This window comes from Nonomuraea sp. NPDC023979 (assembly GCF_040639085.1).
Classification (GTDB): domain Bacteria; phylum Actinomycetota; class Actinomycetes; order Streptosporangiales; family Streptosporangiaceae; genus Nonomuraea; species Nonomuraea ceibae.
The window spans coordinates 45,787-70,275 of sequence record NZ_JBEZZG010000004.1 but is presented as its reverse complement, the minus strand read 5'-3'; the positions used below and the strand labels follow the sequence as shown (position 1 = coordinate 70,275).

Below are 24,489 nucleotides of genomic sequence, written 5' to 3'. Positions count from 1 at the left end.
ACGCCCGCTGCCTGCGCCTTCAGGACCGGTCCGGCGCCCGGTCGAACACGTCCAGCAGCAGCCGGGTGGCGTCCAGCCCGGTCTCGGTGCGGCCCAGCCGGGGCACCTCGACGGGGCCGGGCCAGGTGTGCCCGCCGTCCTTGACCGTGTACAGCCGGACGGCGGCGCCGCCGGCGCACGACGTCCACGCCGACAGCCGTACCCGGGAGGCGGGGGAGGAGGCGGCGGGGGGCCCGCACCGGTAGGCGGCGGCCCACCGGCGGCTGACGGCGGTGACGGGCGGCAGGGTCACGAGGTCGGCCAGCGCCCGCAGGTCGCCGCTGGCCTCGCGCAGCGGATGCCCGCCCTGGTAGGGGACGACGCGGTCGGCGGTGCCGTGCACGGCGACGACGGTGGCGGGCGGCGGCCGCTCGCAGGGCGGCGCCAGGCTGACGCCGCCGACGGCGGCGGCTCCGGCCAGCCGGCCGCGCAGGCCGCACACGAGGGCGACGGCCATCGCGCCGCCGTAGGACAGCCCGGCGGCGAACGCGCGCCGCCGGTCGGCGCACAGGCCGTCCTCCAGGTGGTCGAGCAGCGCGCCGAGGAACGCGGTGTCGTCGGGGCCGTAGGTGTGCGGCAGCGTCCAGGCCAGCCGCCCGTCGGCGGCCTGCGGGGTGGCGACGATGTAGCCGCGGGCGGCACCTTCGCGGGGCAGGCGCGTGTAGGCGGCCTGCTCGCGGGCGTCGGAGCCGAGGCCGTGCAGGTTGAGCAGCACCGGGTGCGGCCCGCGCCCGTCCGGGACGCTCAGCAGGAAGGTGCGGGTGAGGCCGCCGTGCTCGAAGGTGTGCCGCCCGCCGGGCAGCCGCCGCTCGCCGCACCCCGCCTCCGCGCGCGTGGGCGCCGTCCGCGGAGAGGCGTCCGCCCGGGGCGGCAGCGGGGGAGCGGCCGTGCAGGCGGCCGTGGCCAGCAGTGCCGTCACCGCGGCGGCCCGTACGATCATCCGGCCTCCCGGGCTGGCGCGGCCGGTCAGACGCGGACGCGCCGGGCGGCCGCGGTGACGACGCTGTCGAGCAGGCCGGGGAAGAGCGCGTCGAGGTCGTCGCGCCGCAGCGAGTTGATCTTCGCGGTGCCGCGGTAGACCTGGGTGATGACCCCGGCCTCGCGCAGCACCCGGTAGTGGTGGGTGCCGGTGGACTTGCTCACGCCCAGGTCGATCTCGGCGCAGCCGGCCTCCCCGCCGTGGGCGGCCAGGAAGCACACCACCTCCAGCCGCATGGGGTCGGCCAGCGCGTGCAGCACGGCCTCCAGCCGGATCTCGGCGGCGTCGGGGTGCTGCAGAACCCTCGTGGACATCGGCCCTCCCTCAACCACCACCATGGTACGGCAACCATCGTAATACGATAACTCTCGTAGTACGATGATTGACGTACAAGCCGTCCTCCCGGGAGAGGTGCCCCCCTGTGCTGTTCGACCCGATCACCCTGCGCTCACTGACGATCCCCAACCGCGCCTGGATGTCGCCGATGTGCATGTACTCCGCCGCCCCCGACGGCCCCGACACGGGCGTGCCGCACGACTGGCACTACTCCCACCTGGCCGCCCGCGCCGCCGGCGGCGCCGGCCTCATCCTCACCGAGGCCACCGCCGTCTCCGCCGAAGGCCGCATCACCCCCTGGGACCTCGGCCTGTGGAACGACCGCCAGGAGCGGGCCTTCGCCCACATCAGCCACCTGCTCACCCTGCACGGCGCCGTCCCCGGCATCCAGCTCGGCCACGCCGGCCGCAAGGCCTCCACCGACCGCCCCTGGCGCGGCGGCGGCCCCGTCGCCCCCGCCGACGGCGGCTGGCCCGTCACCGGCCCCAGCCCCCTGGCCTTCGACGACGGCTACCCCGTCCCGCACGAGCTCACCACCGAGGAGATCCAGCGCGTCGTCGCCGACTTCGCCGCCGCCGCCGGCCGCGCCCTGCGCGCCGGCTTCCGCGTCGCCGAGATCCACGGCGCCCACGGCTACCTGATCGGCGAATTCCTCTCCCCGCACAGCAACCACCGCACCGACGCCTACGGCGGCTCCTTCGCCAACCGCATCCGCCTCGCCCTGCAGATCGCCGACGCCGTCCGCGCCGTCTGGCCCGACGACCTGCCCGTCCTGTTCCGCGTCTCGGCCACCGACTGGCTCACCGAGAACCCCGGCGACGAGCGCGACGGCTGGACCGCCGACGACACCGTACGGCTGGCCAAGGAACTGCACGCCCACGGCATCGACCTGCTCGACACCTCCAGCGGCGGCAACGCGCCCCGCGCCCGCATCGTCCCCACGCCCGGCTACCAGGTGCCCTTCGCCGCCCGCGTGCGCGCCGAGACCGGCATGCCCGTCGCCGCCGTCGGCAAGATCACCGACCCGCGGCAGGCCGAGGACATCCTCACCTCCGGCCACGCCGACGCCGTCCTGCTCGGCCGCGAGCTGCTGCGCGACCCGTACTGGCCGCACCGGGCCGCCCGCGAGCTGGGCGCCCGCCCGACCTGGCCCGACCAGTACGACTACGCCCTGTGACCCACCCGCCGGCCTAACCGTGGCGACCCGCGCCGATCGCCTCCCGCCCCGGCCGCTCCGGCATCGGCCGCTCGTGGAACCCGCCACCGGGGGAGCGCACGATGACCCCGCTCTCCACCCCATGATCCTCCGCCTGGCGCAACCCCAGGCAGATCCACCGCGTCACCACGAACGCGACCACCGGCCCCGCCACCACCGCGCACCTGAAGAAGACCGTCACCGCCTCCAGGGACAGGTGGAACTGGTGGGCGAGCTGGTCGTTGGCCGCCGCCGCCCACAACAGCCCGTAGAACGTGATCCCGGCCACCGCCAGCGCCGTCTTCACCGGCGTGTCCCTCGGCCGGTCCAGCACGTCACCCACGGCCCGCTCCCGCGCCATCCGGCTCGCGCTCTTGGGCCGCCCCAGCCCGTCACGCCGCCCCCGCCGCGCCAGCACGAACCGCTCGGCCACCGGGTAGGCCGCCAGCACCGTGAAGAACACCCCCGGCACCACCAGCGTCGGCACCAGCACCGCCAGGCTCAGCGTGTAACCGCCCAGCGTCAGCTCCCACGCCGGCATGATCCGCAACGCCCCGTCGAGGAACCCCATGTACCAGTCCGGCACCGAACCGGCCGAGATCTGCGACGGACTGGCCGGCCCGTACAGCCACACCGGAGCGATCTGCACCCCGTACCCCAGAATGATCAGCATGCCGGCCGTCGCCGCCGCCATCATCAGCCGGGCACTGCGCCGCACCGGCAGCGACGCGACGAACCGCGAATGCCCCCGCCGCCGCACCAGCAGCTCCCGCCAGATCAGCAGCCCCGCCATCACGACCGAGACCCCCAGATGCCCGCCGTACATGACCGGAATGATGTGATCGCCCGGGAACCCCGCCCCGAACAGCAGCCCCGCCACCCACGTCCCCACCAGCGGGATCGACTGCACCACCGACACGATCAGCCACAAGCTCCCGCCCGACAGCCCGTCGTCCGGCAGCGCGTTGCCGGTCTCGCCCGCGGCCATGCCCAGCGCCAGCAGCGTCACCCAGATCAGCCACTGACCCGTGCGCGGCCGCCGGAACGCCCCCGTCAGGAACATCCGCAGCAGTTGCAACGCCACCGCCGCCACGAACACCAGCGCGGCCCAGTGATGCGCCTGCCGCACCAGCAGCCCCCCACGCACCTCCAGCGAGAGCCGCATGGTCGAATCGAACGCCTCGCTGACCCACAGCCCCCGCAGCGGCCCGTACGGGCCGTCATAACGCACCCGCGCCATGCCCGGCTCGTAGAACAGCATCAGCACGGCCCCCGTCACCACCAGCACCGCGAACGACCAGATCGCGATCTGCGCGAACATGAACGACCAGTGCGAGAACTGGAACGACCCCCGCCTGGCCCCGGAACGTACGGGCGAACGCATGATGAAACCTCCTGACCTCGCCTGTACACAAGACGCCGCCCACCCCGCCCCTGTGACGCCCCCACCGCCCGTCGTGACCAACGTCACGCCGCGATCACCGCCGCCCCGCCCGTAGGGCAGAATGCTGGCCATGACCGAGGAACGACCCGCCGGCGCCGTGCTGGAGGCCGTCCTCGAACGCATCACCTACGCCAACGAGGAGACCGGCTACACCATCGCCCGGGTCGCCACCGCCCGCACCGGCGCCGACCTCCTCACCGTCGTCGGCCCCCTCCTCGGCGCCCAGGTCGGCGAATCCCTGCGCCTGACCGGCCGCTGGACCTCACACCCCCGCTACGGCCGCCAGTTCGAGGTGTGGTCCTACACCACCGTGCTCCCCGCCACCGTGCAGGGCATCCGCCGCTACCTCGGCTCCGGCCTCATCAAGGGCATCGGCCCCAAGATGGCCGAACGCATCACCGACCACTTCGGCACCGCCACCCTCGACATCATCGAGAACGACCCCGGACGCCTCACCGAAGTCCCCGGCCTCGGCCCCAAACGCACCAAACTCATCGCCGCCGCCTGGGAAGAACAGAAAATCATCAAAGAAGTGATGATCTTCCTGCAGGGCGTCGGCGTCTCCACCTCCATCGCCGTCCGCATCTTCAAGCAGTACGGCGACAAATCCGTCGACGTCGTCCGCACCCACCCCTACCGGCTCGCCGACGACGTGTGGGGAATCGGCTTCAAGACCGCCGACACCATCGCCCAGGCCGTCGGCATCCCCCACGACAGCCCCGAACGCGTCAAAGCCGGCCTGCGCTACACCCTGTCCCAGGCCGCCGACGACGGCCACTGCTACCTGCCCGCCCCCAACCTCACCGCCGACGCCGTCAAGATCCTCGACGTGCCCGCACCCCTCGTCACCACCTGCCTCGACGACCTCGTCACCGCCGAAGGCGCCGTCCGCGAACCCGTCCCCGCCGGCGACAACGTCGTGCCCGCCGTCTACCTGCCGCCCTTCCACCGCGCCGAACTCTCCCTCGCCGGCAGCCTGCTCACCCTCCTGCGCAACGGCCACGACCGGCTCAAGAGCTTCACCGACGTCGACTGGAACGCCGCCGAAGCCTGGCTGCGCGACCGCACCGGCGCCGACCTCGCCCCCGAGCAACGCCAGGCCGTCCGCCTCGCCCTCACCCGCAAGGTCGCCGTCCTGACCGGCGGCCCCGGCTGCGGCAAGAGCTTCACCGTCCGCTCCATCGTCACCCTGGCCCGCGCCAAACACGCCAAGGTCATCCTCGCCGCCCCCACCGGCCGCGCCGCCAAACGCCTGGCCGAACTCACCGGCCACCAGGCCACCACCGTCCACCGCCTGCTCCAGCTACGCCCCGGCGGCGAGGCCACCTTCGACCGCGACAACCCCCTCGACGCCGACCTCGTCGTCGTCGACGAAGCCTCCATGCTCGACCTACTCCTGGCCAACAAACTCGTCAAGGCCGTCGCCCCCGGCGCCCACCTGCTGTTCGTCGGCGACGTCGACCAGCTCCCCTCCGTCGGCGCCGGCGAGGTACTCAAAGACCTCCTAGCCGCCCCCGACATCCCGCGCGTCCGCCTCACCCAGATCTTCCGCCAGGCCCAGGAGTCCGGCGTCGTCGTCAACGCCCACCGCGTCAACACCGGCCACCACCCCCAGCTCGCCGGCATGACCGACTTCTTCCTGTTCCCCTGCGAGGAAGGCGAGGAGATCGCCGCCCTCACCGTCGACGTCGTCGCCCGCCGCATCCCGCGCCGCTTCCGCCTCGACCCCCGCCGCGACATCCAGGTCCTGGCCCCCATGCACCGCGGCGCCGCCGGAGCCGCCGCCCTCAACACCGCCCTGCAGGAAGCCCTCACCCCCGCCCGCGAAGGCATGCCCGAACGCCGCTACGGCGGCCGCGTCTTCCGCGTCGGCGACAAGGTCACCCAGCTGCGCAACAACTACGACAAGGGCGCCGCCGGCGTCTTCAACGGCACCGTCGGCATCGTCACCGACATCCGCCCCGACGACAGCGCCCTGACCGTCCTGACCGACGAGGACGAACACGTCGACTACGCCTTCGACGAGCTCGACGAGCTCGCCCACGCCTACGCCGTCTCCATCCACCGCTCCCAGGGCAGCGAATACCCCGCCGTCGTCATCCCGCTGGCCACCAGCGCCTGGATGATGCTGCAGCGCAACCTCCTCTACACCGCCATCACCCGCGCCAAGAAGCTCGTCGTCATCGTCGGCTCCCGCCGCGCCCTGGCCCAGGCCGTGCGCACCAGGGGAGCGGGCCGCCGGCACACCGGCCTCACCCACCGCCTGTCGGGCCCGCTTTCCGGCCGTCCTGACCCGTCTTGACCAGCGGCGACACCCCCAGAAGTGATCGAAATGTGACCGAACTCTCCCAAACTCATCCGCGTCTTACATGCAGGAGCATTAAGGTTTTTTAGTGCGCAGATGAGCAAGTGGGGGAGAGGTACGGAGTGAACGTCGCAACCGGCTGGAGAAAGACCGCCGCAGGAGTGGCCCTGGCCACCACGGCAGCCTTGACCGCCTCATGCTCCGGCGGAGGAACGCCCAACGGCCCCTCCGCCTCCGAGGCGACCACCTCCGCCACCACCCAACCCCCCACCATCCAGATCAGCCCCGCCGACGGCGGCGCCAAGGTCGACCCCGCCAAGAAGGTCATCGTCACCGCCGCCGGCGGCACCCTCGACGACGTCATCGTCGAGGCGAAGGGCGAACAACTCGAGGGCAAGTACAACAGCGACAAGACCCGCTGGATCTCCACCACCCCCCTCAAACCCTCCAGCAGCTACACCGTCACCGCCCGCGCCGGAGCCACCACCGCCGACGGCACCTTCACCACCCTCAAACCCGAACGCATCCTGCAGATCGCCGACGTCACCCCCAACGTCAAGGGCGAAACCGTAGGCGTCGGCATGCCCATCCGGGTCACCTTCAACCAGGCCGTCACCAACAAGGCCGCCGTCGAACGCAACCTCCACGTCGAATCCGAAGAACCCCACAAGGGCGCCTGGCGCTGGATCGACGACACCGTCGCCATCTACCGCCCCGCCAAATACTGGGCCGCCCACCAGAAAGTCACCTTCTCCGCCGACCTCACCGGCGTCAAAGCCGGCAAGGGCCTCTACGGCATGAAGGACTACGACTACAGCATGAAGATCGGCGCCAAGGTCATCAGCAAGATCAACGCCGCCAAGCACATGATGTACGTCTACAAGGACGGCAAACGCGTCAAGACCATGGCCATCAGCGCCGGCATGGCCACCACCCGCGAATACACCACCACCTCCGGCATCCACCTCACCATGGAACGCGCCCACCCCGTCCGCATGATCTCCCCAGGACGCAAAAAGGGCGACCCCGGCTACTACGACGTCATGATCGACCACGCCGTCCGCATCTCCAACAGCGGCGAATACGTCCACGCCAAGAACAACACCTGGGCCCAAGGCCGCCGCAACGTCAGCCACGGCTGCATCAACGCCCGCCCCGACCAGGCCAAATGGTTCTACGACACCTTCCAGCGCGGCGACATCGTCGACATCACCGGCACCGACCGCCAACTCGAATGGAACAACGGCTGGGGCTACTGGCAGATGTCCTTCACCCAGTGGAAGAAGGGCAGCGCCCTCAAGAACGACGCCTGACCACCACACACGTAAGGGCCGCACCTGCACACAGGTGCGGCCCTTCACGCATCTACGGGACCAGCGGCACAGGGGAGAAGCCCTCACACCGAACGGGGGAGAAACCCCCTACCACCCAACGGGGGAGAAGCCCCGCTCACACCAACGCCAACTGCCCGAACCGCGGCTCACGCCGCTCCGCCACCCCCGCACCACACGCCAGACCATACGCCCGGCACAACTGCCCGATCTGCCCCACAATCCGCTCCTCATAACCAGCCGACGGCAACCCCGACCGGTCATACAACTCCTCATACCGGCCCACCAACTCCGGATGAGCACCCCCCAACCACTCCAAATACCACTCCCGCGTCCCCGGCGGCAGCCGCAACACCACCGGCTCCACCGCCACCGCCCCCGCCGCCGCGATCCGCCGCACCGTCGCCCCCAACTGATCCGCCGCATCACTCAACAACGGCAACACCGGCCCCATCCGCACCCGGCACGCCACCCCCGCCTCCACCAACGCCGACACCAGCTCCAACCGCGCCTGCGCCCCCACCGCCCCCGGCTCCACCCCACGCCGGATCCGCTCATCCACGAACGCGATCGACACCGCCACCGAAGCCCCCGCCTCCGCCAGCACCCCCGCATCACGCAACACCAGCGGACTCTTCGTATACACCGTGAACGGCACCCCCGCCTCCGCCAACGCCGCCACCACCCCCGGCATCAACCGATACGTCCGCTCCGCCACCTGATACACATCACCACTCACCCCCACCGCCACCGGCTCACCACCCCACCGAGCCAGCTCCGCCCGCAACCGCACCACCACATTCGGCCGCACCACCACCCGCGTCTCGAAATCACGACCCGCGTCCAACCCCAACCGGCCATGCCCCGACCGCGCCCCACACCCCACACACGCGTGCGCACACCCCCGATACGGCGACACCCCCCACCCCTCGGAGACCCCCGCCCACACCGGCACCCGCTCGATCACCGAACGAGCCTGCATCTCATAGAAACCACCACGCAGCACCGCCCGCCGCTCGATCAGCGGACGATCGTCAGCGGCCTCCACCAACGGCAGCGCATCCCAACCCACCACCCAAGTGGAACACGCATTCGACTCCCAGAGCAAGCCACTACACTGCCCCCGTGCTCAAACCCCGCTACCCCATCACCACCCCCCGCCTCACCCTGCGCCCCTTCACCACCGACGACCTCGACGCCCTCCACGCCTACGAATCCCGCCCCGACGTCGCCCGCTACCTCTACTGGACCCCCCGCGACCGCAACACCGTCCGCGAACACCTCGACAAGAAAATCACCCGCACCCAGCTCCACGACGAAGGCGACGCCCTCGACGTCGCCATCACCCGCAACGACACCGGCGCCCTCATCGGCAACACCCTGCTCATCTGGACCAGCCGCACCCACCGCCAAGGCGAAATCGGCTACATCCTGCACCCCGACCACCACGGCCACGCCTACGCCGCCGAAGCCGCCCGCGAAATGCTCCGCCTCGGCTTCGACCACCTCGGCCTCCACCGCATCGTCGGCCGCCTCGACGCCCGCAACACCGCCTCCGCCCGCGTCCTGCAGAAACTCGGCATGCGCCAGGAAGCCCACCTCATCGACAACGAACACGTCAAAGGCGAATGGGTCTCAGAAATGATCTACGCCATGCTCGAAACCGAATGGACACCATGACCACCCACCCCACCATCCACCACCTCGCCCTGCGCACCGACTGGACCCACGCCCAGACCACGGGGGAGTACCTCATCTCCACCCTCGGCCGCACCCTCGCCCAAGAGGGCTACATCCACTGCAGCCGCGACCACACCCAACTCCGCACCGTCCACGACACCTACTACCACCACATCCCCGACACCGACCTGATCATCCTCGACATCGACCCCACCGGCCTCGACATCCGCACCGAGAACGGCTACCCCCACCTCTACGGCCCCCTGCCCACCACAGCCGTCACCGCCACCCGCCCCTACACCCCCTGAAAAACGGAAAACGGCCAGCCCGTCACACCGTGACAGCCTGGCCGCAACCGCGAAAACCTAGCGGCGAACCCCCGGACCCACCGCAACCGGAACCTGAGCCGGCGCATACAACGGAGCCTGCACCGACTCCTGCCCATACCCATACGCCTGCCCCTGCGGATGACCCTGCAGATGCCCCTGCGCCTGCCCCTGAACCGGACCCGGCGCCGCAACCGGACGCGCCACCTGCTGCGTCCGCTCCCGATCAACCCCACGCCGATCGGCGCAGTCACCCCCGCAATACCCATTCGTCAGAATCAGCCGCCCCCGCAGCGGCGTGTACGCATCCCGCCCCGAAGCCGGAACAACCCCCTGACACACCGGACATAACACAGACTCGTTCCCCACGTGCTGCTCCTCTCGCGGCGCGATAGCAGAAGACCACCCTAAACGCCACATCAACCCAGCGGCAGCTAATCAACGAGAAGTCACCCCAACTGTCAACCACCCACCCCACCCCGCCCCCCAACCGCACCACCGGGGGAGAAGCACCCCAAACCACCACTCCACCAGCCACAACACCCGCACACCACCACCCCCGCCGCCCCACCCCACCTCCCGCCCCGCACCCACCCCACCACGTAACGCATCTCACACCCGCCAATCCGGCGAACCCAAACCCCTAACCGAAACCGGCAGGGGAGAGCCCCCACGAGCCGCCGACCACATCTACTTGACATAATGTCCATTATCAAGCAACCAGGCAGACCCCAGAAGCCCGCCCTCAGAGCCCCCGGCGCACCCGCACACCCTTCGTGCCGCACAACCGAGCGCGTACGATCGAATCATGCCCATCCTGGCGATCTCCACCGGCGGTCTCGTCGCGATCACCGCGGTCGTCACGATCGTGATCATCTACCTGATCATCCTGGCCGCGCGCCTCACCCGCCGCCCCCGCAACCGCCCAGCCCCCAACCCCGACCTGGTCGAGCAGGCCCGCGAGATGAAGGCGATGGGCCAGATCCAGGAGGCAGTGTTCCTCGTGCGCGGCGAGACGGGCATGAGCCACCGCGCCGCCACCCGCTTCGTCAACCGGCTCTAATCCGACAAAATAGGCCATACCAGACAGAAGCTGGATTCTGTTTGGTATGCCCAGTCAGTCGCGCCCCCCACCGCCGACGCGGATCAATGCCGCTTCGCGTCGCGGATGGCAGCCTCGATCCTGAGCAACGCCCCCAGGATCGCGACCCCGAGAAAGATGAGAATCCAGAGCCCGGAGTTTCGCCCGCTGGAGTTCGCCTGAATCAAGGCGAGCAGGACACCCCCGCCGATGGCGATCCAGCCGACCATCCGCAGCACCCAGACAGGGTCCTCCAACGCACCACCGGGCTCGGCACCTTCGTTCGATTCAGACACGGATGAGAGCATTCCACGCCCAGATCAAGATCCGATAGCGACCGCCTGGGCCGCTCCGGTGAGACAGGGCCCAGTGCGCCCGCTGCCGGCATTCCCGCCTCTCGTGCGCCGTCCGTACGCGCTCCCCTCCTGGCGCGGGGATGGCGCCACGCGGAGAAGCCGCCCACCGGGTGGACATACGGCCCACTCCCCTTTTCTGTGATCAGTAGAACCACCGTCCAGATCCCAGAGGTTGCCACCCGGCTGGTGAGGCGGAGCCAAAGTGCGGAGATTGCGGCTCCTCGCGCGTCAGGGTTGGCCCACTCCCCCTCGGCGGGTGTGACCACCGGGGGCGTCCGTCCCCCTCCGGCCTGGCGTGGTGGTCAGGTTTCCCGCCACTGCCCCGTGCGGAGGGCGTGCTCGGCCGCGCGTTCGTGTTCGTCGGTCCAGGTGAGGTCGGGGTCGGGTTCGAGGAGGCCGACCACGACGGTGGCGATCGCGAGTGCGGGTTCGGTCCATTCGGCGGGTTCGGGGGCGCCGAAGGGGTTGGCGGGGAATCGGTGGGTGGTGAGTTCGGGGTTGGCGGGGGTCATGAGGATGAGTCCGCGCAGGGTGGCGACGGCGAGGCGGGCGATGGTCTCGTACGTGATGCCGGGGTGTGGGCGCAGGCCGAGGAGCCGGGTCATGTGGGTGTAGGTGGTGGCGAGGCCGGTGATCATGGTGTGTTCGGCGTCGGTGAGGGCTTGCTGGACGTCGGTGCGGAGGTCGCCGTCGGGGAGGCTGCGGAAGGTGGCTTGCAGGGCGAGGTAGGTGCGCCAGGCGGGTGAGCGGTGGAAGAGGTCGTATTCGCCGAGTGCGCCGGTGCGGAGTGCTTCGGCGGCCAGGGCGCGGCGTTGGTGGGGGTTGCGGGCCCAGGTGAGTGAGGTGAGGAGGGTGTGGGTGGCTGTTCGGGTGGCGGTGGGGTCGGTGGCGGTGGTGGTGGGGTTGGTGGCTTTGGCGAGTTCGCGGAGGAGGTCGCTGAAGAAGAGGTCTTTGTAGGGCCAGCGGCGGTAGACGGCGCTGCGGGCGACGCCGGCGTCTCGGATGATCTGTTCGAGGCTGAGGTGGTCGAGGCTGACGGTGAGGCCGGTGTGTTCGACGGTGTGGGTGGCGGTGTCGAGCATGCGGCGGGCGGTTTCTTCGTCGGTGATGCGGGTGCGGCGCCGGGTTGGGCCGGTTTGCGGTGGTTGTGGGGTCACTCTCGTAGTTTATGGTACTTGGGATATCGTGTCTCAACGGGTGCGGGGGTGGTGGGCCGTGGTGGGTCGGCCGGGGTTGTTCCTGGTGCTGGTCGCTGTGCTGTCGGTGCCGTTCTATGTGGTGGGGGCGCTGTCCCCCACGGTGCGGGTGGGGGCGGTCGACATGCCGGCGAGTGCGGCGATGTTCGTGGTGCCGCTGGTGGCGGCGGTGGTGCTGGTGTGGCGGGATGCGGGGCGGGCGGGGGTCGTGGCGTTGCTGGCGGGGGTGGTGGATCGGCCGGCGGGGCGGGCTCGGTGGTATGCGGTGGCGGTGGCGTTGCCGGTCGTGGTGGGGGCCGGGGTGGTGCTGGTGGGTGCGGCTCCGGTGGGGTTGGCGACGTCGCTGGTGGTGTTGCCGTTGGTGTTCGGGGCTTCGGTGGTGGCGGCGGCGTTCGAGGAGGTGGGGTGGACGGGGTATGCGGCCGATCCGTTGCGGGGGCGGTTCGGGGTGGTGGGTGCGGGGGTGGTTCTCGGGGTGTTCTGGGGGGTGTGGCATCTGCTGCCGTTGGTGCAGGCGGGGCACGGTGCGGTGTGGATCGGGGGCTGGTTCGTGGGGACGGTGGCGGCTCGGGTGGTCATGGTGGGGTTGCGTGCGGTGACGGGTGGGGTGTCGGCGGCGGTGTTGATGCACGCGATGTTGAACGTGACGGCGGCGTATGTGCCGGGGTATGACGCGGCGGTGGTGCCGGTGGTGTCGGGTGTGCTGACGGTGGGGGCGGCCGTGGTGGTGGTGTGGGTGGTGTCGCGGTCGCGGGCGGGGGTGGGCGGGGGCGGGTGATCGTGGCGGTGGGCTGCCCTCTCCCCCGGCGGCGGTGTGTGCGGGGTGCGGGACGGAGGGTGGGGGGTTTCGGTCAGCGGGGGTGGGTGGGGGTTGGGCCTCCAACCGAAGAAAAATCCCGACATATGGGTAGTAATCGCCCCCACCTCCGTGGTGTTCTGCTGGGATTTGTCATCATTGCTTGCCGGACCATGTCAGCATCGATGCACGAACGTCCCATATGGGGCCGCCTTAAAACGACATCGTCCGGAGGATCCCCCCTTGCGCATCCTGCTGCTGTGCTCCTCGTTCAACGGCCTGACCCAGCGTGCCTGGCTGGAGCTGCGCCGGGCCGGTCATGACGTCAGCGTGGAGCTGGCGTTGTCGCCGGAGGTGATGCTGGAGGCCGTCCAGCTGGCCAAGCCGGATCTGGTGATCTGCCCGTTCCTGAAGGAGAAGGTGCCGGCCGAGCTGTGGCGGGGGCAGCGAACGGTGATCATCCATCCGGGTCCGCCCGGGGACCGGGGGCCGTCGTCGCTGGACTGGGCGATCCTCGAGGGGGCCGCCGAGTGGGGTGTGACGGCGTTGCAGGCGGTCGAGGAGATGGACGCGGGCCCGATCTGGGCGTACCGGATGTTCCCGGTGCCGGCGGGGCCGCCGCGCAAGTCGGCGCTGTACAACGGGCCGGTGGCGGACGCGGCGGTGGAGCTGGTGCTGGAGGTGGCGGCGAAGGCGGGTGACCCGGCGTTCGTGCCGGAGCCGCTGGACTACGCGCGGCCGGAGGTCGTGGGCAGGCTGCGGCCGGCGATGCGGCGGGCGGACCGGGAGGTGTCGTGGGCGGAGCCGACGGCGGAGGTGGTGCGCCGGGTGCGGGCAGCCGACGGGTCGCCGGGCGGCCTGGCGGAGCTGTGCGGGATGCGGGTGCGGGTGTTCGACGTGTATCCGGGTCCGGCGCTGGCGGGGACTCCGGGGACGGTCGCGGGCCGGCGTGAGGGGGCGGTGCTCGTGCACACCGGCGACGGGTCGGTGTGGGTGGGGCATCTGCGCGCGGAGGAGCCGGGCGCGGTCAAGCTGCCGGCGGTGTCGGTGCTGGGTGAGCGGGTGGCGGAGGCGCAGGAGCGCCCGGGCTACAGCGAGATCACCTATGACCGGGGCGACGGGGTCGGGGTGGTGAGCTTCGACTTCTACAACGGGGCGATGTCGACCGACCAGTGCCGGCGGCTGGCGGCGGCGTTGCGGTACGCGGCGGCGCAGGACACGCGGGTGCTGGTGCTGCGTGGTGGTGAGGTGTTCTCCAACGGCATCCATCTGAACGTGATCGAGGCGGCGCCGCATCCGGAGCTGGAGGCGTGGACGAACATCAACGCGATCAACCAGGTGTGCCGTGAGCTGGTGTGGTGCACGGGCCAGCTGGTGGTGACGTCGGTGGGCGGCAACGCGGGCGCGGGCGGGGTGATGATGGGGCTGGGCGCCGACCGGGTGATCGTGCGTGAGGGTGTGGTGCTCAATCCGCATTACCGGACGATGGGGCTGTTCGGCAGCGAGTTGTGGACGTACACGCTGGTGCGGCGGGTGGGTGCGCGGGAGGCGGCGCGGCTGACGGGTGAGGCGCTGCCGATCGGGGCGCGGGAGGCGGTGGAGCTGGGGCTGGCCGACCGGGCGGTGGCGGGGTCGCGGCAGGCGTTCGAGCGGGCGGTGCTGGAGTACGCGGAGAGACTCGCGGCCGATCCCGGGTATGGACGGTTGCTGGCGGCCAAACAGGCGGCCAGGGATGCCGACGAGCGGCGCAGGCCGCTGGAGGCCTACCGGGTGGAGGAGCTGGCGGAGATGAGCCGGGACATGTTCGACGACAGGTCGGGGTTCCGGCAGGCGCGGGAGGCTTTCGTGCACAAGCGGAAGGCTGACCGCACACCACCGCATCTGGCGGTTCATCGTGAACTGTCCGGCACGTCGCTCCCGGGGGCATCTCATATGTGAGATAGGTTGTGGGGTTGTGGCAGACGATTACCTTGTGCGGATCGGCCGGCTGATCCGGGATGCTCGCCAGCATCGTGGTTGGACACAGCTGCAGCTGGCCGATGCGCTGGCGACGAGCCAGAGCGCGGTCAACCGGATCGAGCGCGGCAACCAGAACATCAGTCTTGAGATGATCGCGCGGATCGGCGAGGCGCTCGACAGCGAGATCGTGTCGCTCGGCTACGCGGGGCCGATGCATCTGCGGGTCGTGGGCGGGCGCCGCCTGTCGGGCAGCATCGAGGTGAAGACGTCCAAGAACGCGTGCGTGGCGCTGCTGTGCGCGTCGCTGCTCAACTCGGGCCGCACCATCCTGCGCAAGGTGGCGCGGATCGAGGAGGTCTACCGGATCCTGGAGGTGCTCGCCTCGATCGGGGTGCGGGCGCGGTGGATCAACGAGGGCAGCGACCTGGAGATCGTCCCTCCGGCCCGGCTGGAGCTGGAGTCGATGGACACCGAGGCGGCGCGGCGCACGCGCAGCGTCATCATGTTCCTCGGGCCGCTCATGCACCGCACCGACCAGTTCCGCATCCCGTACGCGGGCGGCTGCGACCTGGGCACGCGCACGGTGCAGCCGCACATGTCGGCGCTGCGGCACTTCGGCCTCGACATCACCGCGACCGGCGGCTTCTACCACGCGCGGGTGGACCGGGGGGTGTCGCCGTCGCGGGCGATCGTGCTGACCGAGCGCGGCGACACGGTCACGGAGAACGCGCTGCTGGCGGCGGCGCGGCACGACGGGGTGACGGTGATCCGCAACGCCTCGTCCAACTACATGGTGCAGGATCTGTGCTTCTTCCTGGAGCAGCTCGGCGTGCGGGTCGAGGGCATCGGCACGACGACGCTGACGGTGCACGGGGTCGCCTCGATCGAGCGTGACGTCGACTACTCGCCGTCGGAGGACCCGGTCGAGGCGATGAGCCTGCTGGCGGCGGCGGTGGTGACGTCGTCGGAGCTGACGATCTGCCGGGTGCCGGTGGAGTTCCTGGAGATCGAGCTGGCGGTCCTGGAGGAGATGGGGCTCGACCACGACCGGGGGGCGGAGTACCCGGCGGCCAACGGCCGCACCCGGCTGGTGGATCTGACGGTGCGGCCGTCCAAGCTCGTCTCCCCCATCGACAAGATCCACCCGATGCCTTTCCCGGGGCTGAACATCGACAACGTGCCGTTCTTCGCGGCGATCGCCGCCTCGGCGCAGGGTTCGACGCTCATCCACGACTGGGTCTACGACAACCGGGCGATCTACCTGACGGAGCTGACGCGGCTGGGCGCGTCGGTCAAGCTGCTGGACCCGCACCGGGTGCTGGTGGAGGGGCCGACGCGGTGGCGGTCGGCGGAGATGATGTGCCCGCCGGCGCTGCGGCCGGCGGTGGTGGTGCTGCTGGCGATGATGGCGGCCGAGGGCACGTCGGTGCTGCGCAACGTGTACGTGATCAACCGTGGTTACGAGGATCTGGCCGAGCGGCTGAACGCGCTGGGGGCGCGGATCGAGACGTTCCGCGACATCTGATTTCGTCGGTGGCGGCCGCTACCGTCTCTCCTTGGATGGATCTTTCCCGAAGGGGTGAGGGGGGACGGTGCGGCCTGCGGAGCTCGACCGGGTCACGGTGGCGGAGGCGGCTGATCGCTATGTGGAGCTGGTGCGGGCGCGGACGCTGACGGGGGCGCTTTCGGCCTCGACGGCGGAGGTGTACGCGCGCGATGTGGCGACGCTGGTGGAGCTGGCCGGCGCGCGGACGGTGCTCGACGATCTGACGGGTGAGGACGTCGACGCGATCCTGCTGGCGTTCGCGCGCAAGCCTGACGGGCGGCGCAGCGCGCCGGAGCCGGGAGCCCGCCAGTCGGCCTCGTCGCAGGCGCGCTTTCGCCGGTCGGTGTCGGCGTTGTTCAAGCACGCGGCGCGGGCCGGGTGGGTGCAGCTGGATCCGATGGCGTCGGCGACGGTGACGGCGCGCGAGCGGGGCGGGCTGCGGCCCGAGCGGCGGGCATTGACGCGTGAGCAGGCGCAGGGGCTGATCGGGGCGGCGCGGGAGCTGGGCGAGGCGGCGCCCCGGCCGGGCCGGCGGCGTGATCAGCGCACGGAGGTGCGTGACGCGCTGATCGTGCTGCTGCTGACGACGCTGGGGCCACGCGTGTCGGAGCTGGTGGGCGCCAACGTGGAGGATTTCTTCACCAACGACGGGGTGCGTTACTGGCGGATCTTCGGCAAGGGCGGCCGCACCCGGGACGTGCCGCTCCCCCGTGACGTGGCGCACGTGCTGGAGGTCTATCTGGAGCGGGGGCGGCCGGAGTCGGCCGACAAGGCGCTGCTGCTGTCGTGGCGGGGGCGGCGGCTGGCGCGTGGCGACGTGCAGGCGGTGATCGACCGGGTGCGGCGGCAGGTCGACCCGGACCGGGCGCGGTCGGTGACGCCGCACGGGCTGCGGCACACCACGGCGACGCATCTGCTGGCCGACGCGGTCGACATGGACGCGGTGCGGCGGGTGCTGGGGCACAGTGACCTGTCCACGCTGGGCCGCTACCGTGACGAGCTGCCGGGCGAGCTGGAGGTGGCGATGCGCGCCCACCCGCTGCTGCGCGAGCCCCGCGAGCGGTGAGGCCCGCGGGGCGCTTCCGTCACAGGGGGCTGTCCTTGCGGACCGGCTGGCGCAGCAGGGTGCGGGGCCGGGGGTCGTCCAGCGGCGTCAGGTAGATCTCGTGGTGGGGGCCGTTGGGCACCAGGTGGTGGGCGGTCATGTAGGCGTCCATGACGGCCAGCGTGCGGTGCTCCTCGCTGAAGGGGCCCTCGTGCGTCAGCTGCACGCACTCCCCCTCGGTGTGCACGCTCACGCGCACCCGGTCGACGGCGGCGCCGGAGGGGCGGGCCTGTTCGCGGGCGCTCTCCAGCAGTCCCGGCTCCGGCATGCCGGGCAGGGGCAGCAGCAGGTGCCAGCGCCACAGTTCGCGCGGCACCTGCAGCGGTGGCCGTTCGTCCTCGGCCCACCACAGTCCTTCCAGCGGGCCGGCGGGGCCGCCCAGGCCGGCGGCGACCGCGTACAGGGCGCCGATCGCGGTGGTGTGCTCGCTGCCGCCGGGCTCGCCGAGCCCGGTGACGCTCAGGCAGACGAGCGGGCCGAGGGTGACGCGTTCGGGGGTGTCGTTCATCGTTCCTCCTGCAGGGCGATCATCAGATGGGTGACGAGCCGCTCCGGCGGCGTCACCGCCGGGTCGGAGACGTACACTTCGCGGATCGGGCCGCGGGCCCGCAGCCGTCGTTCGGCGCACCAGGCGAGCACGGCGTGCGCGGTGAGGGCGATCTGCCCGTACGGGCCGACGTGGGTGGCCATGGCGAACGTGCCGCCGGGCAGCACCTCGGTGCGCACCCCGGCGGGGGGTTCCTCCCAGGGGTCGCCGGGGTCCAGGACGAGCGCGACGGCCACGTCGACGACGTCGCCGAGGTCGGCGGGGAACAGGCCGATCAGCCGCACCTGCCCACCACCTGGCCCACCACCTGGCCCACCGGACGGGCCGCTCGCGTGGCGGGCGGCCATGAGGCGGGCGACGGCGGCCGAGGTGGCGGCGCCGATGCCCTCAGGGCCGTCGGCGGGCTCGCGCACCACGGCGGCCCGGTGCGCGGGCTCCTCGACGACCCGCACCGGCGGCTCGGGCAGCCCTTCGGCCATGACGCGTTCCAGCGCCGCCAGGGCCTGGCGTCTGCGGGCCAGCTCGCTCTCCAGGGCGTCCCGTACCGACTCCAGGGCGCCGGGCCGGCCGGCCAGCACCTCGCCCACGGCGGGCAGCGGCACGTCGAGCGAGCGCAGCAGCCCGATCGACAGCGCGGTGCGCGCCTGCGACGGCCGGTAGTAGCGGTAGCCGGTGTCGCCGTCCACGTATGCCGGCTCCAGCAGGCCCAGCTCGTCGTAGTGCCGCAGTTGCTTGACGCTCAGGCGGCTGAGCCGGGCGAACTGCCCGATCGGCAGCAGGTCCTCGTCCACGTCCCCCAGCATGGACTCTCCGGCGGGGGGAGAGTCCACTTGCCTCTCACGCCACGTGAGGGTTCATGCTGGAGGGCATGAGTCTGTCTGTCGGCCAGGTGTCCCGGCTCGCGGGGGTGACCGTGCGCACCCTGCACCACTACGACGAGATCGGGTTGTTGTGCCCGGGTGAGCGCACGGCGGCGGGCTACCGGCGCTACACCGACGACGACCTGGTGCGGCTGCAGCAGGTGCTGCTCTACCGGGAGCTGGGCTTTCCGCTGGAGGAGATCGCCGTCATCCTCGACGATCCGCAGGTGGACGAGGTGACGCAGTTGCGCCGCCAGCACGAGCTGCTGTCGCGCAAGTCGGAGCGGCTGCGGGAGGTGATCGCGGCGGTGGAGCGGGCGATCGAGGCGCGTTCCCTCGGGATCGCGCTGACGCCGCGGGAGCGGCTGGAGGTGTTCGGCCGGTTCCGGCCGGAGGACCATGAGGCGGAGGTGGAGCGGCGCTGGGGCGGCACCGACGCCTACGCCGAGAGCCGCCGCCGCGTGGCCTCCTACACCAAGGGCGACTGGGTGGAGCTGAAGGCGGAGGCGGAGGCGATCGGCGTGGAGCTGGCGGCGGCGTTCACCGGCGGGCTGCCGGCGGGCGGGGTGCGGGCGATGGATCTGGCCGAGCGGCATCGGCTGCACATCTGCCGGTGGTTCTACACGTGCACGTACGACATCCACCGGTGCCTGGGTGAGCTGTACGTGTCGGATCCGCGGTTCACGGCGGCCTACGACGAGGTGACGCCGGGGCTGGCGGGGTACGTGCGGGAGGCGATCGCGGCGAACGCGGACCGGCACTCCCCCTGATACATTCCCATCCCGGTATATAACCGGTAGAGTATGAAGCATGCGTTTCGACGTTCTGGCGGAACCGGCCCGGCGGCAGATCCTCGACCTGCTGCTGGAGCGCCCGCGCCTGGTCGGCGAGCTCACCCAGCGCCTCGGCCTCACCCAGCCCGGCACCTCCAAGCACCTGCGCGCCCTGCGCCAGGCCGGCCTCGTCACCGTCCGCAAGGACGCCCAGCGCCGCTGGTACGAGCTGCGCCCCCAGCCGCTGGCCGAGATCGACGCCTGGCTCACCCCCTACCGGCGACTGTGGGCCGGCAGCCTCGACCGGCTCGAACACCACCTGGACACCATGCCCGACGACCCTCCGGAGGAGCCGTGAACGAGCACCTGACCACCCGCCCCGACGGCCGCACCGAACTGCGCATGCAACGCCGCCTGCCCCACCCGCCCGCCAAGGTGTGGCGCGCCATCACCGAGCCCGCCCACCTGCGGCACTGGTTCCCGGCCGAGATGAGCATCGACGGCGACCGCGTCAGCTACGGCTTCGGCCCCGACGGGCGCGTCGTCGAGCTGCGCCCGCCCCACGTGTTCGCCCACACCTGGGGGGAGGACGAGCTGCGCTGGGAGATCCACCCTGACGGCGACGGCTGCGTCCTGGAGCTCACCCACACTTTCGGCGACCGCTTCGGCGCCGCGAGCTTCGCCTCCGGCTGGCACACCTGCGCCGCCGCGCTCGCCGCCCACCTCGACGGCCGCCCCTTCACCCCGCCCGCCCCCGGCCGCCTGCACGAGGACTACGTCGCCATCCTCGGCCTCGTCCCCGGCACCGTGGAAGAGACCGGCGACGGCGGCGCCGTCCTGCGGATCGAACGCCAGCTCACCCGCCCGGCCGCCGACGTGTGGGCCGCCCTCGACGGCGGCCGGGCCACCCCCGGCGCGCCGCCGCCCGCCCCGTTCACCGCCGGCGGCGTCCCCGCCGGCCCCGTCACCCGCGTCGAGCCCGGCAAACTCCTCGAATACGAGCTCGAGCACGACAGCGAGAGCGAGTACGAGAGCGCCGGCGGCGTCATCCGCTGGGAACTGGCCGAAGGCACCGGCCACGGCGCCCGCCTCGTCCTCACCGGCACCGGCCAGGCCGCCGCCCTGCGCGCCACGCTGCCCGCCTGGCGCGCCCGCACCGAGGAGCTCGCCGCCACCCTCGCCCCCTGACCGGCGCACCGGACAGGGCTACGGGAGCCTCAGGCGCCCAGGCCGAGCGCGGCCGCCGTCACCGCCCGCGCCCGCCCCGGCGCCATCAGCAGATCCGTCGAATCCGACAACTGGTCGACGCACCCCGTCAAGGGCAGCGCCCTGACCACCGGATCGGCCACCTGACCCAGCAGCGCCTCGGCGAACCGGTCACCCCCGATCACCTCGAACGGCCGATCATGGAAGGCCCGCACCCGCTCGTCCAGCCGCACCGCCAGCCCCGCCCGGTTCTGCAGCGCCGCCAGCCGCGAATACGCCGACGACAGGCCCTCCTGCCGCTCCCGCCACGACCGCGCCGCCAGCGCCGCCCCCAGCGACTCGCCCAGCTCCACCGACCCGGGCAGCCGCGCCAGGGCGCTGCCGAGCCATTTGGCGTACGGGGGATAGCGGCGGCGCAGCAGCAGCGCCAGCCGCATCACCTCCCGCGCCAGCCGCGCCCCCACGACCGCCGATCCCAGCTCGTCGCCGACCTCGCCGCACCGGCCGGGGAACGCCTCCTCCTGCGCGATGCGCCGCCACTGGCAGGCCAGCACGTAGCGCCACACGTCACGCGGATACCAGCGCAGCGTCCGCCGCACCGCCTCCAGCCCGCCTTCATCCGGCCGCCCGCCATCCGGCCGCCCGCCATCCGGCCCGCCGGAGGGCAGGCCGTCGTGGAACACCTCACCGCACGTCACCTCCGCCAGCCGCTGCCACGGCACAGACAGCCAGTCCAGCACCGACACCCCGCCACGCGGATCGAACCCGAGCTGCCCCCGCAGCCACTCCCCCAGATCCGCCACCACCACCCCCGGCCGCACCTCACCGTGATAGTCGAACACCGTGGGAAACCCGCCGAAACACTCCGGCAGCCGGCGCGTCACCGCCGCCTCCACCTCACCCACCAGCCCCTCGGGCACGAACACCAGCACCCGAGGCCCCCAATCATGATCAGCCGAACGGCCCGTGTCGAAGGCCAGCACCTCCGACCCGGGCCCCACCAGCGCCGCACTGTGCCGCACACCCGCCAGCAGCGGCGCCACCGCCTCCCGATAGAAGGCACGGGACAATTCGATACCAGGCACAAAATCGGTCATCACGCGTCCACTGTGCCTGACGCCACCCGCAACCTCACCCGAATTAATTTTCGACCCGGACCGCACCCCGGAGGGTTCAGGCAGCCACGTGGGCGGCCAGCACCGGGCGGCGCACGTACCCGATCCGCCCGTACACCGACAGAGCCGCCGCGTTGTCGTCGTCCACCATCAGCGCCGCCCGCCCGTGCTCGGCCACCAGCTCCCGCGACATCCACCGGCACACCCGCTCGGCCAGCCCCCGCCCGCGCCGGCTCGCCACCGTCGCCACCCCCGCCAGCAGCCCCACCGACGGCGCCGACCACGCATCGGCCGCCACCGCCGCCAGCTCCCCGCCGATCCGCACCCCCGCCCACCGCCGCACCCCGGCCACACCCGGCACCGCGTACGAGTCGGGCGCGTGCCCGGCCAGCAGCGCCGCCACCTCACCCTCCGCCGCGCCCCCCAGCCAGCCCACCTCCGGGCCACCCGCGTCGTCGTACGGGACCGGGCCGCCGGGCAGGCTCATCCACGAGAACGCCCCCGACACCTCCACCCCGTCCAGCTCCGCCACCACCCGCGACACCAGTTCCCGCTCACCCAGCGGACGATAGGACGGCCCCAGCTCGGCCAGCGCGAACCGCACCAGCCGCACCGCCGCCACCGAAGACGCCGGCCCCGGACCCGCCCACACCACCAGCCGGTCCCGCCGCGAGATCGCCGGAGCCGACGCCACCACCGCATCACCCAGAGCCCACGCCCGAGCCCCGCCCTCCAGCCGCTGAGCCGCCCACACCAGCAGATCGTCATCCCCGCACGCCGCACGCACCTCAGCCGGCGACCCCAGCTCCCGCACACCCCCGCGCACGAAAGCCGGCGACACCGACGTCACAGGATCGCGCCCGGCCGATAAGCCGCCGCCTCCGGACGAGCCGCCACCACCTCACCCACCTGCCGCACCACCGACGCCACCTGACCCGCCGCCGCCCCCGTGAACGACACCCGATCCGCCAGCAACCCCTCCAGCGCCGCCCGATCCAACGGGAACCGCTCATCAGCCCCCAGCCGATCCAGCAGCTCATTGGCCGCCCCCCGCGACCGCATCGCCAGCGCCGACGCCACCGCATGCTCCTTGATCAGCTCATGCGCCTGCTCACGCCCCACCCCCGCACGCACCGCCGCCATCAGCATCTTCGTCGTCGCCAGGAACGGCAGATACCGATCCAGCTCCGCCGACACCACCGCCGGGAACGCGCCAAACTCCTCCAGCACCGTCAACATCGTCTCCACCAGCCCGTCGAAGGCGAAGAACGCATCCGGCAACGCCACCCGGCGCACCACCGAACACGACACGTCCCCCTCGTTCCACTGGTCACCCGCCAGCTCACCCACCATCGAGGCGTAACCCCGCAACACCACCGTCAGCCCGTTCACCCGCTCGCACGAGCGCGTGTTCATCTTGTGCGGCATCGCCGAGGAGCCCACCTGCCCCTCCTTGAACCCCTCCGTCACCAGCTCGTGCCCGGCCATCAACCGGATCGTCTTGGCCAGCGACGACGGCGCCGCCGCCAGCTGCACCAGCGCCGTCACCACCTCGAAGTCCAGCGACCGCGGATAGACCTGCCCCACACTCGTGAACCGGTGCGCGAACCCCAGATGAGCCGCCACCCGGCCCTCCAGCTCCGCCAGCGCCCCCTCGTCACCGCCCAGCAGATCCAGCATGTCCTGAGCCGTCCCCACCGGCCCCTTGATCCCCCGCAGCGGATAACGCGCCAGCAGCTCCTCCAGCCGCCGATACGCCACCAGCAGCTCATCGGCCGCCGACGCGAACCGCTTGCCCAGCGTCGTCGCCTGCGCCGCCACATTGTGCGAACGCCCCGCCATCACCGTCGCCTCATGCCCGGCCGCCAGCTCCGCCAGCCGCGCCAGCAACGCCACCACCCGATCACGCACCAGCAGCAGGCTGTCGCGCACCTGCAACTGCTCCACGTTCTCCGTCAGATCACGCGACGTCATGCCCTTGTGCACCTGCTCGTGCCCGGCCAGCGCGTTGAACTCCTCGATCCGCGCCTTCACATCGTGGCGCGTCACCCGCTCCCGCGCCGCGATCGACTCCAGATCCACCCGCTCGACGACCTTCTCATAATCATCGAGCGCCCCCTCCGGAACCGCCACCCCCAGCTCCGCCTGAGCCCGCAGCACCGCCAGCCACAGCCGCCGCTCCGCCACCACCTTGTACTCGGGAGACCACAGGCGCGCCAGCTCCGGCGAAGCGTAACGAGCGGCGAGAACATCAGGGATACGAGGCTTCGAAGTCACGTTGGACAAGTGTATTCACCACCCCCCGCCCCGCACC

The 24,489-nt window shown here is 71.6% G+C and carries 24 protein-coding genes; 13 read left to right on the top strand and 11 right to left on the bottom strand.

Annotation, left to right across the window (positions count from 1 at the left end; all coding sequences use genetic code 11):
* Positions 1-19: 19 nt before the first annotated feature.
* A complete protein-coding gene (locus AB0G11_RS09605) occupies positions 20-979 on the bottom strand; it encodes a hypothetical protein (RefSeq protein ID WP_357585060.1) in 960 nt (319 codons plus the stop codon).
* Positions 980-1,005: 26 nt separating this feature from the next.
* Entirely contained in the window at positions 1,006-1,332 is a 327-nt protein-coding gene (locus tag AB0G11_RS09600) for a helix-turn-helix transcriptional regulator (RefSeq protein ID WP_219517328.1), read from the bottom strand.
* A gap of 161 nt (positions 1,333-1,493) precedes the next feature.
* On the opposite strand from AB0G11_RS09600, the gene AB0G11_RS09595 reads away from it, so the two are divergent.
* Positions 1,494-2,531 carry an NADH:flavin oxidoreductase/NADH oxidase gene (locus AB0G11_RS09595; protein WP_357585422.1) on the top strand — a complete coding sequence of 346 codons (1,038 nt, stop codon included), beginning with the start codon at positions 1,494-1,496 and terminating at the stop codon, positions 2,529-2,531.
* A gap of 13 nt (positions 2,532-2,544) precedes the next feature.
* Here AB0G11_RS09595 and AB0G11_RS09590 read toward each other — a convergent pair whose 3' ends face one another.
* Positions 2,545-3,933: a cytochrome b N-terminal domain-containing protein gene (locus AB0G11_RS09590; RefSeq protein WP_357585058.1), complete on the bottom strand. Its 1,389-nt coding sequence runs from the start codon at positions 3,931-3,933 to the stop codon at positions 2,545-2,547.
* A 121-nt stretch (positions 3,934-4,054) separates the two neighbouring features.
* Between AB0G11_RS09590 and AB0G11_RS09585 the strand changes: the two genes are divergently transcribed.
* Both AB0G11_RS09585 and AB0G11_RS09580 read left to right on the top strand, forming a co-directional pair.
* Entirely contained in the window at positions 4,055-6,295 is a 2,241-nt protein-coding gene (locus tag AB0G11_RS09585) for an ATP-dependent RecD-like DNA helicase (protein ID WP_357585056.1), read from the top strand.
* A gap of 125 nt (positions 6,296-6,420) precedes the next feature.
* On the top strand, positions 6,421-7,611 hold the full coding sequence (locus AB0G11_RS09580) for an Ig-like domain-containing protein (protein WP_357585054.1): 1,191 nt from the start codon (positions 6,421-6,423) through the stop codon (positions 7,609-7,611).
* 136 nt (positions 7,612-7,747) lie between these two features.
* Here the strand turns inward: AB0G11_RS09580 and AB0G11_RS09575 are convergent, their stop codons facing one another.
* Positions 7,748-8,737 (bottom strand): radical SAM protein, encoded by a 990-nt coding sequence (locus AB0G11_RS09575; protein ID WP_246646704.1) that lies wholly within the window; start codon positions 8,735-8,737, stop codon positions 7,748-7,750.
* A 17-nt stretch (positions 8,738-8,754) separates the two neighbouring features.
* Between AB0G11_RS09575 and AB0G11_RS09570 the strand changes: the two genes are divergently transcribed.
* The 3 genes from AB0G11_RS09570 to AB0G11_RS09560 all read left to right on the top strand — a co-directional run bounded on the left by AB0G11_RS09570 (position 8,755) and on the right by AB0G11_RS09560 (position 10,698).
* Entirely contained in the window at positions 8,755-9,309 is a 555-nt protein-coding gene (locus AB0G11_RS09570) for a GNAT family protein (RefSeq protein ID WP_357585052.1), read from the top strand.
* On the top strand, positions 9,306-9,617 hold the full coding sequence (locus AB0G11_RS09565) for a DUF952 domain-containing protein (protein WP_357585051.1): 312 nt from the start codon (positions 9,306-9,308) through the stop codon (positions 9,615-9,617). The genes AB0G11_RS09570 and AB0G11_RS09565 overlap by 4 nt, the downstream gene beginning before the upstream one ends.
* Before the next feature lie 826 nt (positions 9,618-10,443).
* Positions 10,444-10,698 (top strand): hypothetical protein, encoded by a 255-nt coding sequence (locus AB0G11_RS09560; RefSeq protein WP_357585049.1) that lies wholly within the window; start codon positions 10,444-10,446, stop codon positions 10,696-10,698.
* An 83-nt stretch (positions 10,699-10,781) separates the two neighbouring features.
* On the opposite strand, the gene AB0G11_RS09555 is transcribed toward AB0G11_RS09560, so the two are convergent.
* The gene (locus tag AB0G11_RS09555; RefSeq protein ID WP_357585047.1) at positions 10,782-11,012 is read right to left on the bottom strand and encodes a hypothetical protein; all 231 of its coding nucleotides are present in this window, start codon (positions 11,010-11,012) and stop codon (positions 10,782-10,784) included.
* 362 nt (positions 11,013-11,374) lie between these two features.
* Positions 11,375-12,229 carry a TetR/AcrR family transcriptional regulator gene (locus AB0G11_RS09550; protein ID WP_357585045.1) on the bottom strand — a complete coding sequence of 285 codons (855 nt, stop codon included), beginning with the start codon at positions 12,227-12,229 and terminating at the stop codon, positions 11,375-11,377.
* 85 nt (positions 12,230-12,314) lie between these two features.
* On the opposite strand from AB0G11_RS09550, the gene AB0G11_RS09545 reads away from it, so the two are divergent.
* The 4 genes from AB0G11_RS09545 to AB0G11_RS09530 all read left to right on the top strand — a co-directional run bounded on the left by AB0G11_RS09545 (position 12,315) and on the right by AB0G11_RS09530 (position 17,635).
* Positions 12,315-13,046, top strand: coding sequence for a CPBP family intramembrane glutamic endopeptidase (locus AB0G11_RS09545; protein ID WP_357585420.1), 732 nt, complete (start codon positions 12,315-12,317; stop codon positions 13,044-13,046).
* A gap of 261 nt (positions 13,047-13,307) precedes the next feature.
* Complete coding sequence (locus AB0G11_RS09540) at positions 13,308-15,002, top strand: enoyl-CoA hydratase-related protein (RefSeq protein ID WP_357585043.1); 1,695 nt, start codon at positions 13,308-13,310, stop codon at positions 15,000-15,002.
* A gap of 16 nt (positions 15,003-15,018) precedes the next feature.
* On the top strand, positions 15,019-16,548 hold the full coding sequence (locus AB0G11_RS09535) for a UDP-N-acetylglucosamine 1-carboxyvinyltransferase (protein WP_308126251.1): 1,530 nt from the start codon (positions 15,019-15,021) through the stop codon (positions 16,546-16,548).
* 67 nt (positions 16,549-16,615) lie between these two features.
* On the top strand, positions 16,616-17,635 hold the full coding sequence (locus AB0G11_RS09530) for a tyrosine-type recombinase/integrase (RefSeq protein WP_219519098.1): 1,020 nt from the start codon (positions 16,616-16,618) through the stop codon (positions 17,633-17,635).
* Between the two features lie 19 nt (positions 17,636-17,654).
* Here the strand turns inward: AB0G11_RS09530 and AB0G11_RS09525 are convergent, their stop codons facing one another.
* Positions 17,655-18,182: a GyrI-like domain-containing protein gene (locus tag AB0G11_RS09525; protein ID WP_219519095.1), complete on the bottom strand. Its 528-nt coding sequence runs from the start codon at positions 18,180-18,182 to the stop codon at positions 17,655-17,657.
* A complete protein-coding gene (locus tag AB0G11_RS09520; protein ID WP_357585041.1) occupies positions 18,179-19,024 on the bottom strand; it encodes a MerR family transcriptional regulator in 846 nt (281 codons plus the stop codon). The genes AB0G11_RS09525 and AB0G11_RS09520 overlap by 4 nt, the downstream gene beginning before the upstream one ends.
* Before the next feature lie 65 nt (positions 19,025-19,089).
* Here AB0G11_RS09520 and AB0G11_RS09515 point away from each other — a divergent pair, with 65 nt between their 5' ends.
* From AB0G11_RS09515 to AB0G11_RS09505, 3 genes are read left to right on the top strand one after another with little or no spacing between them, the layout of a single operon-like run.
* Complete coding sequence (locus AB0G11_RS09515; protein WP_357585039.1) at positions 19,090-19,851, top strand: MerR family transcriptional regulator; 762 nt, start codon at positions 19,090-19,092, stop codon at positions 19,849-19,851.
* Between the two features lie 40 nt (positions 19,852-19,891).
* On the top strand, positions 19,892-20,212 hold the full coding sequence (locus tag AB0G11_RS09510; RefSeq protein WP_219519086.1) for a metalloregulator ArsR/SmtB family transcription factor: 321 nt from the start codon (positions 19,892-19,894) through the stop codon (positions 20,210-20,212).
* The gene (locus tag AB0G11_RS09505) at positions 20,209-21,042 is read left to right on the top strand and encodes an SRPBCC family protein (RefSeq protein ID WP_308126250.1); all 834 of its coding nucleotides are present in this window, start codon (positions 20,209-20,211) and stop codon (positions 21,040-21,042) included. Before AB0G11_RS09510 ends, AB0G11_RS09505 begins: the two co-directional genes overlap by 4 nt.
* A gap of 29 nt (positions 21,043-21,071) precedes the next feature.
* Here AB0G11_RS09505 and AB0G11_RS09500 read toward each other — a convergent pair whose 3' ends face one another.
* The 3 genes from AB0G11_RS09500 to purB all read right to left on the bottom strand — a co-directional run bounded on the left by AB0G11_RS09500 (position 21,072) and on the right by purB (position 24,452).
* Positions 21,072-22,157 (bottom strand): DUF4037 domain-containing protein, encoded by a 1,086-nt coding sequence (locus tag AB0G11_RS09500; RefSeq protein WP_357585037.1) that lies wholly within the window; start codon positions 22,155-22,157, stop codon positions 21,072-21,074.
* 76 nt (positions 22,158-22,233) lie between these two features.
* Positions 22,234-22,929, bottom strand: a complete 696-nt coding sequence (locus AB0G11_RS09495) for a GNAT family N-acetyltransferase (protein ID WP_357585035.1) — start codon at positions 22,927-22,929, stop codon at positions 22,234-22,236.
* Positions 22,930-23,021: 92 nt separating this feature from the next.
* Positions 23,022-24,452, bottom strand: coding sequence for an adenylosuccinate lyase (gene purB / locus AB0G11_RS09490; protein WP_219519078.1), 1,431 nt, complete (start codon positions 24,450-24,452; stop codon positions 23,022-23,024).
* Between the last annotated feature and the right edge of the window lie 37 nt (positions 24,453-24,489).